Below are 14,543 nucleotides of genomic sequence, written 5' to 3' on the forward strand. Positions count from 1 at the left end.
AGTGCCTGTAAGGCAGCCTTCGCGGGCAAGCCTCGCTCCTACAGAAGCGCAGGTGAACCTGTAGGAGCGAGGCTTGCCCGCGAAGAATTCACTTCGGTACAACTGACGAAACATCGAACGCCACACCATCACAAAGGTCTGCTCCCCTATACCGCCGAATTCATCGATCACAGGAGACGCTCACATGCCAGACGCATTGACCCTCAACCAACGTATCGTCCTGGCGTCCCGCCCCGTCGGCGCACCGACGCCGGAGAATTTCCGCCTGGAACGGGAAGCACTGCCGGACCTGACCGACGGTCAGATCCTGCTCAAGACGCAATACCTGTCGCTGGATCCCTACATGCGTGGTCGCATGAGTGACGCGCCGTCCTACGCCGCTCCGGTGGAAATCGGCGAGGTGATGACCGGTGGCGCTGTCAGTCGCGTCGAGCGTTCGCTGAATCCGAAATTCCACGAAGGCGACCTGGTGGTGGGCGCCACCGGTTGGCAAAGCCACAGCATCAGCGATGGCCGCAATATCATTCCGGTGCCGTCCGGGTTGCCGAGCCCGTCGATGGCCTTGGGTGTGCTGGGCATGCCGGGCATGACCGCGTACATGGGCCTGATGGACATCGGCCAGCCCAACGCCGGCGAAACCCTGGTGGTCGCGGCCGCGTCGGGCGCGGTGGGTTCGGTGGTCGGCCAGGTGGCGAAGATCAAAGGCCTGCGCGTCGTGGGCGTGGCGGGTGGTGCAGAAAAATGCCGCTACGTGGTGGAGGAATTGGGCTTTGATGCCTGTGTCGACCACAAGAGCCCGAACTTCGCCGAGGAACTGGCTCAGGCCTGCCCCGAAGGGATCGATATCTACTACGAGAACGTCGGCGGCAAGGTGTTCGACGCGGTGGTGCCGCTGCTGAATGCCAAGGCGCGGATTCCACTGTGCGGCCTCATCGCTTCCTACAACTCCCACGAAGCACCGACCGGCCCGGATCGCCTGCCGCAATTGCAACGCACGTTGCTGACCAAGCGCGTGCGCATCCAGGGTTTTATCGTGTTCGACGACTACGGTGATCGTCAGCCAGAGTTCGTCAGTGCCATGGCGCCGTGGGTGCGGGACGGCAAGGTCAAGTTCCGCGAAGACGTGGTCGATGGCCTTGAGAATGCCCCCGAGGCCTTCATCGGTCTGCTGGAAGGACGCAACTTCGGCAAACTGGTGGTGCGGGTCGCGCAGGACTGAATAATTGACGCTATACAGAGGCGCGGGTATAAACCGCGTCTCGTTGATTTGTCGGACGTTTCCCCATGAGCTTCAGCCCTTTGATTCGCCAACTGATCGACGCCCTGCGAATTTTGCCGGGTGTCGGTCAGAAAACCGCCCAGCGCATGGCGCTGCAACTGCTGGAGCGTGATCGCAGCGGTGGTTCGCGACTGGCGTCGGCGCTGAGCCAGGCCATGGAAGGGGTGGGGCATTGCCGGTTGTGCCGCACGCTGACCGAAGACGACCTCTGCCCGCAATGTTTTGACACGCGCCGTGACGACACCTTGCTCTGCGTGGTGGAAGGTCCGATGGACGTCTACGCCGTGGAGCAGACTGGTTTCCGTGGTCGCTACTTTGTACTCAAGGGCCATCTCTCGCCGCTTGACGGGCTGGGGCCGGAGGCCATCGGTATTCCGCAGCTGCTTGCGCGGATTGAAGAGGCGGGCACGTTTGCCGAGGTCATCCTGGCCACCAACCCGACCGTGGAAGGTGAGGCGACGGCGCATTACATCGCGCAGTTGCTGAGCAACAAAGGTTTGATTGCCTCGCGTATTGCCCACGGTGTGCCGCTGGGTGGCGAGCTGGAACTGGTGGATGGCGGGACGTTGGCGCATTCGTTTGCGGGGCGTAAGCCGATTGCCTTGTAGTGCTTGAACTGGCGCCATCGCGGGCAAGCCTCGCTCCTACAGAGGTGCCGGTGACCCTGTAGGAGCGAGGCTTGCCCGCGAAGGGCGCAACTCGGTCCATCTGATTCACACAATCCTGTTGAAAACCAAGCAAGCGCTCGGTTAACTTCGCTGAACCTTCAGTGGAGTTCGCCGATGCCTGCCTTTCAGGAATACTTCGATCCCAGCCACCAATTGGTCCGTGACAGCGTCAGACGTTTCGTCGAACGCGAGATCCTTCCGGACATCGACCAGTGGGAAGAAGCTGAAAGCTTTCCCCGCGAGCTCTACCTCAAGGCCGGTGCGGCGGGGATCCTGGGGATCGGTTATCCCGAATCTCTGGGCGGCAGCCATGAAGGTGATCTGTTTGCCAAGGTCGCGGCCAGCGAAGAACTGATGCGTTGCGGCTCTGGCGGTCTGGTGGCCGGCCTCGGTTCGCTGGACATCGGCCTGCCACCGATTCTCAAGTGGGCCAGGCCTGAAGTCCGTGACCGCGTCGTGCCGCCCGTGCTGGCCGGCGAGAAGATCAGCGCACTGGCCGTCACCGAACCCAGCGGTGGCTCCGACGTCGCCAACCTGCAAACCCGCGCCATGCGTGACGGCGACGTCTACCGGGTCAGCGGCAGTAAAACCTTTATCACCAGTGGCGTTCGCGCCGATTTCTATACCGTTGCGGTGCGTACCGGTGAGCCGGGTTTCGGCGGCATCAGTCTGCTGCTGATCGAAAAGGGCACGCCGGGTTTCACTGTCGGCCGGCAGTTGAAGAAAATGGGCTGGTGGGCGTCGGACACGGCCGAATTGTTCTTCGATGATTGCCGGGTGCCTGTAGGAAATCTGATCGGCGCCGAAAACATGGGCTTCGCCTGCATCATGGGCAACTTCCAGAGTGAACGCCTGGCGTTGGCATTGATGGCCAACATGACGGCGCAGCTGGCGCTGGAGGAAAGCCTGAAGTGGGCGCGTCAGCGTGAAGCCTTTGGCAAACCCATCGGCAAATTCCAGGTGCTCAAACATCGGCTCGCGGAAATGGCCACGGCATTGGAGGTGTCACGGGAGTTCACTTACCGTCAGGCAGCGAAGATGGCGGCGGGGCAGAGCGTGATCAAGGAGATTTCCATGGCCAAGAACTTCGCGACCGACACGGCTGACCGGATTACCACGGATGCGGTGCAGATGTTGGGTGGCTTGGGTTACATGCGGGAAAGCCTGGTGGAGCGGCTGTACCGGGATAACCGGATTCTGTCGATCGGCGGCGGGACGCGGGAAGTGATGAACGAGATCATCAGCAAGCAGATGGGGCTTTGAGTCCTGCGGTGTTGCAGAGGGCGCTTTCGCGAGCAAGCCCGCTCCCACATTTAGACCGCGTCCGCTTGGACAACTCGATCAATTGTGGGAGCGGGCTTGCTCGCGAAGAGGCCCTTGAAGGCGCCTCCTTACTTCTCGCTCAACGAAAACTGCGTCAGGCAGAACGTGGGAATCCCCATCTCTTCCAGCCGCTGCGACCCACCCAGTTCCGGCAAATCAATAATCGCCGCCGCTTCATGAACCCGCGCGCCCATGCGCCGAATCAGGTTCGCCGCTGCGATCAGCGTGCCGCCGGTGGCGATCAAATCATCAAACATCACCACCGAGTCGCCTTCGCACAAGCTGTCGGCGTGCACTTCGAGAAAGGCTTCACCGTACTCGGTGGCGTAACCTTCGGCCAACACGTCGGCCGGCAGTTTGCCTTGCTTGCGGAACAGCACCAACGGCTTGTTCAACTGATAGGCCAGCACCGAGCCGATCAGGAAACCACGGGCATCCATGGCGCCGATATGCGTGAAGTCCGCCTCGACATAACGATGCGCGAAGCTGTCCATCACAAAGCGCAGGGCCGTGGGCGACTGGAACAACGGCGTGATGTCGCGAAAGATCACGCCCGGCTTGGGGAAGTCGATCACGGGGCGGATCAGGGATTTGATGTCGAAGGAGTCGAAGACCATCGTCAAGGTGTCCTGGCAGGCTGCAAACGTCGCAGTATAACGGCGGCTGAACCGTTTCGCTCAGCCGCAATTGTTGCCATCAGCCTTCGAGCGAGCCACCGGCCAGGGCGCAGAGCTGGATCGGGTCGAGGATGTGGATTTCCTTGCCCTCGGCGGCGATCAGTTCGTTTTGCTGGAAGCGCGTGAACACCCGGGACACGGTTTCCACCGCCAGGCCCAGGTAATTGCCGATTTCGTTGCGCGACATGCTCAGGCGGAACTGGTTGGCCGAGAAACCGCGAGCGCGGAAGCGTGCCGAGAGGTTGACTAGGAACGTGGCGATACGCTCGTCGGCGGTTTTCTTCGACAGCAGCAACATCATTTGTTGATCGTCACGAATCTCGCGGCTCATGACCCGCATCAGCTGACGACGCAGTTGCGGCAGTTGCAGGGCCAGTTCGTCGAGGCGTTCGAAGGGGATTTCGCACACCGACGTGGTTTCCAGGGCTTGCGCCGAAACCGGGTGTTTTTCAGTGTCCATGCCGGACAGGCCGACCAGTTCGCTCGGCAAGTGGAAACCGGTGAGCTGTTCTTCACCGCCGTCGCTCAGGCTGAAGGTCTTGAGCGCCCCGGAGCGTACTGCATAAACGGAATCGAAGGTGTCGCCCTGGCGGAACAGGAACTCGCCTTTTTTCAGCGGGCGGCCCCGTTTGACGATCTCGTCCAGCGCTTCCATGTCTTCCAGATTCAGAGAAAGTGGCAAGCAGAGGGGGGCCAGGCTGCAGTCCTTGCAATGGGCCTGGCTGTGAGCGCGCAGTTTTACTGGCTCGGACATTTCTTCAATCCTTGTGGGAAAACACACATAAGCCGTAAGGGTAACTCACGGGAGGACATTCAGGCACGCGGCGATTTTGCCGCAGGGTCGTAAAGCCAGCATTTTGCTATCCGGCAAGCTAGATCACTCGCGAAAACCGCTGGTGATTGTGTTGTTGCAGATAGGCATCGAAGACCATGCACACCGATCGCACCAGCAAGCGACCGGCGGGCAGTACGTTGATTCGCTCATTGTCGAGGCTGATCAAGCCGTCGTCGGCCATGGTCTGTAGCTGAGGCCACAGGTCACCGAAGTAACCGCGAAAATCGATGTTGAACGCCTGTTCGATGTCTGCAAACTCCAGGTTGAACGTACAGATCAACTGCTGAATCACCGCACGCCGCACGCGGTCATCGGCGTTGCACAGCAGACCACGGCTGGTTGCCAGTTGGGCGGAGGCCAGCGTGTTCTGATACTGGTTCAAATCGCTGTTGTTCTGGCAGTAGAGGTCGCCGATCTGGCTGATGGCCGACACCCCTAAACCGATCAGATCGCAATGACCGTGAGTGGTGTAGCCCTGAAAGTTGCGCTGCAAGGTCGATTCTTCCTGGGCGATCGCCAGTTCATCGTCGGGCAGGGCGAAGTGGTCCATGCCGATGTAGCGGTAACCGGCAGCAGTCAGTTGTTCGATGGTGCGCTGGAGCATTTCCAGCTTCTGCGCCGGCGTCGGCAGCTCGTTGCTGTTGATCCGCCGTTGCGGCATGAAGCGTTCCGGCAGGTGCGCGTAGTTGAACACCGAGAGCCGATCCGGTTGCAGCGCGATGACTTCGTCGACCGTGCGGGCGAAGTTGTCCGGTGTCTGCTTCGGCAAGCCGTAGATCAGGTCGATGTTGATCGAACGAAATTGCAGGGTCCGGGCGGCGTCGATCACGGCGCGGGTTTCTTCCAGGCTTTGCAGGCGATTGACCGCCCGCTGCACCGCCGGGTCGAGGTCTTGCAGGCCAATGCTGACCCGGTTGAAGCCCAGTTCCCGGAGCAGGCCCATGGTCGACCAATCGGCTTCGCGCGGGTCGATCTCGATGCCGTAGTCGCCGGAATCGTCGTCCAGCAGGTTGAAGTGCTTGCGCAGATGAGCCATCAACTGGCGCAGTTCGTCGTGGCTGAGAAAAGTCGGGGTGCCGCCGCCGAAGTGCAGTTGCTCGACTTTCTGTGCCGGGTCGAGGTGGCAGGCGATCAGTTGGATTTCCTGCTCAAGGCGCTGCAAGTAGGGCAGGGCGCGGCCACGGTCCTTGGTGATGACTTTGTTGCAGGCGCAGTAGTAGCAAATGTTCGCGCAGAACGGCACGTGCACGTACAGCGACAATGGGCGCAGGGCTTTGCGGCTGTCGCGCAGGGCGTGGAACAGGTCGAAGGTGCCGACCTGTCCGTCGAATTGCACGGCGGTGGGGTAAGAGGTGTAGCGCGGCCCCGCCAGGTCGTAACGGCGGATCAGATCGGTGTCCCAACGAATGGCGTCGAGCATCATGCGGGCATTCCCCGGATAGGCTGGCAGTGTCAGCGAGTCTATGGGGTGGGGCGGTGAGGCATCTTGATTTGCATCAACGGGTGTCTAGATCAAAAGATCGCAGCCTCGTTTCACTCGACAGCTCCTACAAGAGACACGCGGTCAATGTAGGAGCTGTCGAGTGAAACGAGGCTGCGATCTTTTGATCTTAATGCCCCATCAACCAATGCTGATGCGGCCCCGGCAACGTCCATATCCCGAACAGCATCACCAGCAACCCACCCGCCATGCGCACACTGCGTTTGCGCAACAACGCCGTAACCCGCTCCGCCGCCAGCCCGGTGGCCAGCAGCACCGGCCAGGTGCCGAGGCCGAATGCGAGCATCAGCAATGCACTGTCCAGCGCATTACCCTGGCTCGCCGCCCACAGCAACGTGCTGTAAACCAGCCCGCACGGCAACCAGCCCCACAGCGCGCCCAGCAGCAAAGCGCGGGGCAGGCTCGACACTGGCAGCAGTTTGTTGGCAGCCGGCTGGATATGCCGCCACAGGCCGCGTCCGAGGCTTTCGATCCGGGTCAGGCCGCTCCACCAACCGGCGAGGTACAGGCCCATGGCGATCAACAGCAATCCGGCGATTACACGCATAAACATGGCGGCCGGGCTGTTGGCCACCGCCCAACCCGCCAAGCCGATCAAAAGACCGGCCGTGGCATAGCTGAGAATTCGCCCCAGGTTGTACGCCAGCAACAGTCGAAAGCGGCGGCTGCGCTGCTCCTTGGGAATCGCCAGGGTCAACGCGCCCATCAGGCCGCCGCACATGCCCAGGCAATGCCCGCCGCCGAGAAGGCCGAGAATCACCGCAGACACCAGCAGTGGCGCCAACTCAAGCATGAGGCGGTGCCTTTTCGTCCGGTTTGACCGGATGACCGCTGGCTTCGTCGACGGCTGCCTTGTGATTCGGGTCCTGATCGTCGAACAGAATGCTGTGGGCCGGGCCGTCGAGGTCGTCGTACTGACCGCTGTCGACCGCCCAGAAGAAGATATAAATAGCGATGGCCACGATCAGCAGCGCGGCCGGGATCATCACGTAGAGAGCTGGCATCTGGACTCCATGCCCGCGCGGCTCAGGCCGGCAGCGGGCGGGTTTCTGGCGTGGTGCGGGCGGCAGGCGCGCTCGGCAGGCGAGTCAGGCGCAGGGCGTTCAGCACCACGGTCAACGAACTGATGGACATGCCGACCGCAGCCCATACCGGGGTGATCCAGCCGAGGGCGGCGAACGGCAACATGAGGCCATTGTACAGCCCGGCCCACAGCAGGTTCTCGATGATTACCCGGCGGGTGCGCCGCGCCAGGCTGAAGGCTTGCACCAGCGCATCGAGACGGTTGGACAGCAACACGGCATCGGCACTGGTTTTCGCCAGGTCGGTGGCCGAACCCATGGCCACGCTGATGTCGGCAGCGGCCAGCACCGGCACATCATTGACCCCGTCACCGAGCATCAACACCTTGCGGCCTTCCTTGTGCAGCTGTTGCAGGACCTGCAATTTGTCATCGGGGCGCAAACCGCCCCGGGCTTCGTCGATGCCCAGTTCCGCGGCGACGCTGGCGACCATCGGTGAGGTATCGCCCGACAGCAGCAATGTGCGCCAGCCACGGGCCCTGCAGGCTTCCACTAGCGCTGGGGCATCGGCGCGTAAACGGTCATCGAGGACAAACCACGCCAGTGGCCCTTGGCTGTCGCCGAGTAGCAGCCACTGGCCGGCTTCGTCGGGCATCTCCGGCACGACAGCGCCGCTGAGTTCGCAGACAAAACCCGGCTGGCCGATGCGCAAGCGTTGCGTGCCGACCAGGCCCTCGAGGCCAAGCCCCGGCGTGCTGAGGACTTCCTCGGCTGCCAGCGGTGCCCGGCCAAATGCGCGGGCGATCGGGTGTTCGGAACGGTTTTCCAGGGCGGCGGCGAGACTCAGGCATTGATCGCTGTCGAGCGCGCCGAGCGGGCGGATCGAGCGCAACGCCAGGCGACCTTCGGTCAACGTGCCGGTCTTGTCGAAAATCACTGTGTCGATCTGGTTCAGACCTTCCAGCACATGACCGCGTGTCAACAAAAGACCAAGCTTGTGCAGGGTGCCGGTGGCGGCGGTGAGGGCGGTCGGCGTGGCCAGCGACAAGGCGCACGGGCACGTTGCAACGAGCATCGCCAGGACAATCCAGAAGGCTCGCGACGAATCCAGTTCCCACCACAACAGGCCGATCGCCGCTGCTGCGATCAATGACAGCAACAGGAACCATTGCGCGGCGCGGTCGGCGATTTCCGCCAGTCGCGGCTTTTCGGCCTGGGCGCGGTCCAGCAGGCGGACGATGGCTGACAGCCGCGTGTCCTGGCCCAGCGCCAGCACTTCCACGGTCAACGCGCCTTCGACGTTCAGGGTGCCGGCGGTGACCGCATCGCCCTGGGTGCGCGGTTGCGGCAGGTATTCGCCGGTGAGCAGGGATTCGTCGATGCTCGACTGGCCTTCGAGGATCTTGCCGTCGGCCGGGAGGATCGCGCCCGGGTGCACCAGCACTTGATCGCCGACGCGCAGTTCGCTGAGCAGGATTCGTTCGCTCTGGCCATCGGCACTCAGGCGCAGGCACGAGGCGGGCAACAGGTTTACAAGCTGTGCGGTGGCGGCGGCGGTGCGTTCCCGGGCGCGACGTTCCAGATAACGCCCGGCCAGCAGGAACAGCGCGAACATCCCCACCGCATCGAAGTACAGCTCGCCGACGCCGGTGATCGAGGTCCAGATCCCGGCGATGTAGGCACTGCCGATCGCCAATGACACCGACACATCCATGGTCAGGTGGCGGGTGCGCAAATCGCGCATCGCCCCTTTGAAGAACGGCGCACAGCTGTAGAACACGATTGGCGTGGTCAGGAACAGCGCGACCCAGCGCAGGATGGTGTGCAGCTCGGGGCTCAAGTCGATGTTGAATTCCGGCCAGGTGGCCATGGTCGCCATCATCGCCTGGAACCACAGCAGCCCGGCGACGCCAAGTTGGCGCAAGGCCAGGCGGTTTTCGCTGGCCAATTGTTCGCTGGCGCGGTCGACTTGATAGGGGTGCGCGGCGTAGCCAATATGCCGCAATTCGCTCAGTACCTGGCTCAACGGCAATTGCGCGTCGGCCCAGCGTACGTGAAGGCGATGGTTGGACAGGTTCAGTCGCGCCTCGGCCACCGCCGGCAAGGCGCGCAGGTGCTTCTCGATCAGCCAGCCGCAAGCGGCGCAGCTGATGCCTTCCATCAACAGGGTGGTTTCGGCGAGCTCGCCGTCGTGGCGTACGAAGGGCTTTTGCACGTCGGCACGGTCGTAGAGCGCCAACTCATCCACCAACTGCACCGGCAAGGCTTCGGGGTTGGCCGATGATTCGCTGCGATGCTGGTAATAGCTTTCCAGACCACCGGCCACAATCGCCTCAGCCACGGCCTGGCAACCCGGGCAGCAGAACTCACGGGTTTCACCGAGGACGGCGGCGGTGAAGCGGCTGCCGGCCGGGACGGGCAGGGCGCAGTGGTAGCAGGGGAGTGGAGTGGTCATGAGGTGAAGTCTATATCGTCCGGAAGGGCCTCATCGCGAGCAAGCTCGCTCCCACATTGGATTTGTGGCGTTCACAAAACCCTGTGGGAGCGAGCTTGCTCGCGATGCGCGAAGCGCTGGCTTTTACTTCTTCAGGTCTTCGGCGCCTTGCAGCGGTTCATCACCGAGCAGCAGATCCTTGTCATGGCTGACCTGTTCTTCTTCGAACATGCGCCAGGTCTTGTCGTCCTGTACGCCCAGCAGTTCTACAAAGCGGCGACCGTCGACCTTGTCGCTCAACTGGCCAATGTAACGGCCCTGTTCGGTTTCGCTGCGTGCCAGGGTGATCTTGCGATCTTTCTCCGGCTGGGTCGGCGAGATCAGGTTCAGCTCCAGGGTTTTCGGTTGGCTGTTGCCGCTCAGGCGCAGGTCGACTTCACCGGTCACGTCGTCCAGATGAACGCTGGCACGCAGCAGCAGGGTCTGCGCCAGCAACTCACGGTCGAGGGAGCGGTTGATGCCTTTGCCGGCCTCGTAATAGTTGTCGTTGACCAGGTTGTCCGGGTTGTTCACTGCGATCGTCACCATGGACAAGGTCAGGGTCACGGAACACGCCAGGATGGCGATGATGATCCACGGCCAAAGGTGCTTGTACCAGGGACTTGCGGCATTTGCTGCGGGCATGATCACTTCTCTCAACGAACTTGTGGGCCGATGAACCGGCTCTTGGCTTCAATGTGGACACTGTCGTCATCGGCATCCTTGAGGATGAATTTCACCTCGTTGGTGCTCGATGGCAGTTTCTCCGGTGCGCTGGACAGTTCGACCGGCTGGCTGAAAATCTCCCCGGCGGCGACCTTGATCTCGCGCTTGCCTTGCAGCTTGAGGTCCGGCAGGCCAGCGGCTTCGAGCACGTAGGTGTGGTCGCGCTGATCCTTGTTCATGATCTTCAGGCTGTAGACGTTTTCGATCCGGCCTTCGGCGTTCTCGCGGTACAGCACGCGGTCCTTGCTGACGTCGAAACCGACCAGCGAACGCATGAAGAACGCGGTCATCAGCAAGGCGATCATCGCCAGCAGCACCGTGGCGTAGCCGATCAGGCGCGGGCGCAGTTTATTGGTTTTTTGCCCGGACAGGTTGTGCTCGGTGGTGTAGCTGATCAGGCCGCGCGGGTAATCCATCTTGTCCATGATGCTGTCGCAGGCATCGATGCAGGCCGCACAGCCGATGCATTCGACTTGCAGGCCGTCGCGGATGTCGATACCGGTCGGGCAGACCTGGACACACATGGTGCAGTCGATGCAGTCGCCCAGGCCCACGGCCTTGTAGTCGACGCCTTTCTTGCGCGGGCCGCGGCTTTCACCACGGCGCGGGTCGTAGGAAACGATCAGGGTGTCTTTGTCGAACATCACGCTCTGGAAGCGCGCGTACGGGCACATGTAAATGCACACCTGCTCGCGCAACCAGCCGGCATTGCCGTAGGTGGCGAGGGTGAAGAAGCCGACCCAGAAATACGACCAGCCATCGGCTTCGCCGGTGAAGAAGTCGATGGTCAGTTCGCGGATCGGCGAGAAGTAACCGACGAAGGTCATGCCGGTCACGAAGCCGATCAACAGCCACATCGAGTGTTTGCTGAATTTGCGCAGGAATTTGTTGGCGCTCATGGGCGCTTTGTCGAGCTTGATGCGCTGGTTGCGGTCGCCTTCGGTGACCTTCTCGCACCACATGAAAATCCAGGTCCAGACACTCTGCGGGCAGGTATAGCCGCACCAGACCCGCCCGGCGTACACGGTAATGAAGAACAGGCCGAAGGCGCTGACGATCAGGATCCCCGAGAGCAGGATGAAGTCCTGAGGCCAGAAGGTTGCACCAAAGATGAAGAACTTGCGTTCCGGCAGGTTCCACCAGACGGCCTGATGGCCACCCCAGCTCAGCCAGACCGTACCGAAATACAGCAGAAACAACCCGGCACCGCCCATCATCCGCAGGTTGCGGAACAGACCGGTGAAGGCACGAGTGTAGATTTTTTCTCGAGAGGCGTAGAGGTCGACGCTGTTGTTCGCGTTCTTGGCTGGCGGTGTGACGTCGTGTACCGGAATCTGGTTACTCATCATTGCATCCCACGGCAGTGGAAAAATGCCCCGGTCAGTACGTGCCGACCGCGGTCAAAAAGAGGTGTTGCAGTGGCGTAATGATACGCCTGTCGCTCTAGGTCAAGGGTGCGACCTTTGGTCGCGTTGGGGAAAAAACCCGAATGGTGTAGCAAATGTAACAAATCGTGATGCAGATCAATTGACTTGTGAAGTATGGACGAATTTTGGGTGAGCAAGGCCCGATTTCATGCGAGGGAAGGGAGAGCAAACGTTTCGCTCTCATTGTCTTGGCTCCCGCTTAGCTGTTTGGCTATAAAAACAGGCGACTTTAATGGCGTGAGAACTTCCATTGATTGAAACACTATTAATTAATTGGATGGTAGTGGCGTATTTTATTTTTCAATGTTTTAGCATAAGTTTGCTTTCGGCGATTATTCGCCGCTATTATTTGGTTTTAATGGAAATGGAATTCTATGAAGTTGTTAGCAAAAAGTTTTTTGTTTGTTGGTTTCGCAATGATCTCGGTAGTCAGTTATGCGGCGTATGTGCCGAGCACGAACAATCCTGAGTTCGCGATATTTACATCTGATCCGCAATACCCCTGGACAGATAAAACGGACGCGGGTGTAGAGGAGTCGAGTTCTGAAAAGGAAGCCCGATCCCGAACACTAATCGAAAGTCAGTACTCCGATATTGCTCACTTCAGGAAGAGCCGTCCGGAGATGGAAGTTCCTGTCATGATCAACGGTGATATCACGGCATATGGTCATGGCTGGCAGCGTTCTTATATACGCTCGGTGCAGAAGAAGTATTTCGGTAGTGAATTTGTATACGGGCTGGGTAATCATGATTTTGAAAACCTCGATTGTTTTTCCGCTAATTGCGCGGCGGGCAGTATTACAGACTTCGAGGAGCATCATCGCGATAAAGTCGGGAATTTCGATTTAAAGATCAGTGGTCCTTTCTATAATAAGCTGTATTCCGGAAGTCTCGCCTGGTCCAGAGATGTTGGAGATGTGCATTTTGTTCAGTTGAACAACGAGCCGACGTACTCGGATCGAATTTCCCATTCCCTGAACCCGACTACGTTCGAAATCACGGACTCGCTGGATTGGTTGGAAAAGGATTTGAAAGCAGCATATGCCAAAGGTCAGATCATCCTTCTTAATATGCATAAACCCGGTCATTGGAAAGGCAGTTCGGAGCAGGTCGACAGATTCCGCAAGATGATCGCAGACTATAAGGTCACCGCTGTCTTCGCAGGTCATATACACCAGGACGCCGGGGCCTATCGGGGTGGATACTATTTTGGCGATGTGCCCTTGTTCCTTAGCGGCGCAGCTTCACAACAGACGTACTTGATTGCCCGCATTTCGAAAGACCGGAAATCCGTGACCGTTGACCTTGTCAAAGGCAACCACTGGCCGAGCCGTACCTTCTTGAAAACGATTCCAGTCAGGTAAACCTTCGCTGTCTACCGTCAACCAAAACGGCCCCGCCAATTCACATTGGCGGGGCCGTTTTTTGTTACATCAAGCGTTTGCCTTACTGGGTGTCCGCCACCGGCGCTTTCTCACCGTGAGAGAGGCTGTAGACGTAAGCGGCCAGCAGGTGAACCTTGTCGTTGCCTTGCAGCTGTTCTTGCGCAGGCATCTGGCCCTGACGGCCGTAACGGATGGTCTGCTGCAGTTGAGCGAAGCTCGAACCGTAGATGAACGCGGCCGGGTGAGTCAGGTTAGGTGCGCCCATCGCTGGCGTACCTTTGCCTTCCGGACCGTGGCATACCGCGCAATTGGCGGCGAACAGCTTCTGGCCGGCAACCGGATCAGCCTTGGTGCCTTCCGGCAGCTTGCGGCCATCGAGGTTGGTCAGTACGAACGAAGCAACGTCCGCAACGCCTTGCTCGCCGATCACCTCGGCCCACGCCGGCATGACCGCGTGACGGCCACCCATGATGGTGGTCTTGATGGTTTCCGCTTCGCCGCCCCAGCGCCAGTCGGCGTCGGTCAGGTTCGGGAAGCCATAAGCGCCCTTGGCGTCGGAGCCGTGGCAGACCGAGCAGTTGGAGGCGAACAGGCGGCCACCCATCTTCAGGGCTTGCGGGTCCTTGGCGACTTCTTCAATCGGCATGGAAGCGAACTTGGCGAAGATCGGACCGAACTTGGCGTCCGACTTGGCCATTTCCTTTTCCCACTCGTGAACGCCGGTCCAGCCGGTCTGGCCGTTGGCGAACGCGGTCTGCTTCTCGTTATCCAGGTAGTTGTAACCCGGCAGCAGGCCTTTCCAGTTGCCCAGGCCCGGGTACAGCACCAGATAGCCCAGGGCGAAGATGATGGTGCCCACGAACAGCATGAACCACCATTTCGGCAGTGGGTTGTCGTACTCCTCGATCCCGTCGAAGGAGTGGCCAACCGTCTCTTCGGTGGCTTCGCTGCGCTGGCCCTTGCGGGTGGACAGCAGCAGCCAGGTCAGGGCGAAGATGGTGCCGAGACTGAGGACTGTGACGTACAGACTCCAGAACGTAGTCATTCTTTGTTACTCCTAGAAGCTTGCTCGACGTGCTTGATGGCTTCGGGATCATCCGCGAAAGGCAGCAAGGTCGCGTCTTCAAACTCCGACTTGCGCTTGGGGCTGAACACCCACAACGCCAGACCGATGAAGGCCACCATCACAACAACGGTGCCCAGGCCACGAATCATCCCGATATCCAT

Annotated in this window: 14 protein-coding genes; 4 read left to right on the forward strand and 10 right to left on the reverse strand. The window is 60.2% G+C overall.

Going from position 1 to position 14,543, the window contains the following annotated elements:
* Window positions 1-184 precede the first annotated feature (184 nt).
* The 3 genes from curA to ACA049_RS09865 all read left to right on the forward strand — a co-directional run bounded on the left by curA (window position 185) and on the right by ACA049_RS09865 (window position 3,210).
* Window positions 185-1,219, forward strand: coding sequence for an NADPH-dependent curcumin/dihydrocurcumin reductase (gene curA, locus ACA049_RS09855; protein WP_497334994.1), 1,035 nt, complete (start codon window positions 185-187; stop codon window positions 1,217-1,219).
* A 65-nt stretch (window positions 1,220-1,284) separates the two neighbouring features.
* Complete coding sequence (recR, locus tag ACA049_RS09860) at window positions 1,285-1,887, forward strand: recombination mediator RecR (protein ID WP_497334996.1); 603 nt, start codon at window positions 1,285-1,287, stop codon at window positions 1,885-1,887.
* Window positions 1,888-2,061: 174 nt separating this feature from the next.
* Window positions 2,062-3,210 (forward strand): acyl-CoA dehydrogenase family protein, encoded by a 1,149-nt coding sequence (locus ACA049_RS09865; protein ID WP_497334998.1) that lies wholly within the window; start codon window positions 2,062-2,064, stop codon window positions 3,208-3,210.
* Between the two features lie 128 nt (window positions 3,211-3,338).
* Here the strand turns inward: ACA049_RS09865 and ACA049_RS09870 are convergent, their stop codons facing one another.
* The 8 genes from ACA049_RS09870 to ccoG all read right to left on the reverse strand — a co-directional run bounded on the left by ACA049_RS09870 (window position 3,339) and on the right by ccoG (window position 11,850).
* The gene (locus ACA049_RS09870) at window positions 3,339-3,887 is read right to left on the reverse strand and encodes an adenine phosphoribosyltransferase (protein ID WP_497335000.1); all 549 of its coding nucleotides are present in this window, start codon (window positions 3,885-3,887) and stop codon (window positions 3,339-3,341) included.
* Between the two features lie 79 nt (window positions 3,888-3,966).
* On the reverse strand, window positions 3,967-4,701 hold the full coding sequence (gene fnr, locus ACA049_RS09875) for a fumarate/nitrate reduction transcriptional regulator Fnr (RefSeq protein ID WP_109628922.1): 735 nt from the start codon (window positions 4,699-4,701) through the stop codon (window positions 3,967-3,969).
* 118 nt (window positions 4,702-4,819) lie between these two features.
* Complete coding sequence (hemN, locus tag ACA049_RS09880; RefSeq protein WP_497336803.1) at window positions 4,820-6,202, reverse strand: oxygen-independent coproporphyrinogen III oxidase; 1,383 nt, start codon at window positions 6,200-6,202, stop codon at window positions 4,820-4,822.
* Between the two features lie 190 nt (window positions 6,203-6,392).
* On the reverse strand, window positions 6,393-7,076 hold the full coding sequence (locus ACA049_RS09885; RefSeq protein WP_497335002.1) for a sulfite exporter TauE/SafE family protein: 684 nt from the start codon (window positions 7,074-7,076) through the stop codon (window positions 6,393-6,395).
* The gene (gene ccoS, locus ACA049_RS09890; protein WP_497335004.1) at window positions 7,069-7,287 is read right to left on the reverse strand and encodes a cbb3-type cytochrome oxidase assembly protein CcoS; all 219 of its coding nucleotides are present in this window, start codon (window positions 7,285-7,287) and stop codon (window positions 7,069-7,071) included. The genes ACA049_RS09885 and ccoS overlap by 8 nt, the downstream gene beginning before the upstream one ends.
* Window positions 7,288-7,309: 22 nt before the next feature.
* The gene (locus tag ACA049_RS09895; protein ID WP_497335006.1) at window positions 7,310-9,760 is read right to left on the reverse strand and encodes a heavy metal translocating P-type ATPase; all 2,451 of its coding nucleotides are present in this window, start codon (window positions 9,758-9,760) and stop codon (window positions 7,310-7,312) included.
* Window positions 9,761-9,883: 123 nt separating this feature from the next.
* Window positions 9,884-10,423, reverse strand: a complete 540-nt coding sequence (locus tag ACA049_RS09900) for a FixH family protein (RefSeq protein ID WP_149417176.1) — start codon at window positions 10,421-10,423, stop codon at window positions 9,884-9,886.
* Between the two features lie 11 nt (window positions 10,424-10,434).
* Window positions 10,435-11,850, reverse strand: coding sequence for a cytochrome c oxidase accessory protein CcoG (gene ccoG / locus ACA049_RS09905; RefSeq protein WP_497335008.1), 1,416 nt, complete (start codon window positions 11,848-11,850; stop codon window positions 10,435-10,437).
* A gap of 455 nt (window positions 11,851-12,305) precedes the next feature.
* Here ccoG and ACA049_RS09910 point away from each other — a divergent pair, with 455 nt between their 5' ends.
* Window positions 12,306-13,295: a metallophosphoesterase family protein gene (locus ACA049_RS09910; protein WP_497335010.1), complete on the forward strand. Its 990-nt coding sequence runs from the start codon at window positions 12,306-12,308 to the stop codon at window positions 13,293-13,295.
* 82 nt (window positions 13,296-13,377) lie between these two features.
* Here the strand turns inward: ACA049_RS09910 and ccoP are convergent, their stop codons facing one another.
* Both ccoP and ACA049_RS09920 read right to left on the reverse strand, forming a co-directional pair.
* Entirely contained in the window at window positions 13,378-14,361 is a 984-nt protein-coding gene (ccoP, locus tag ACA049_RS09915; protein WP_497335012.1) for a cytochrome-c oxidase, cbb3-type subunit III, read from the reverse strand.
* The gene (locus tag ACA049_RS09920) at window positions 14,358-14,543 is read right to left on the reverse strand and encodes a CcoQ/FixQ family Cbb3-type cytochrome c oxidase assembly chaperone (protein WP_003175465.1); all 186 of its coding nucleotides are present in this window, start codon (window positions 14,541-14,543) and stop codon (window positions 14,358-14,360) included. The genes ccoP and ACA049_RS09920 overlap by 4 nt, the downstream gene beginning before the upstream one ends.

This window comes from Pseudomonas sp. LBUM1662, assembly GCF_059695915.1.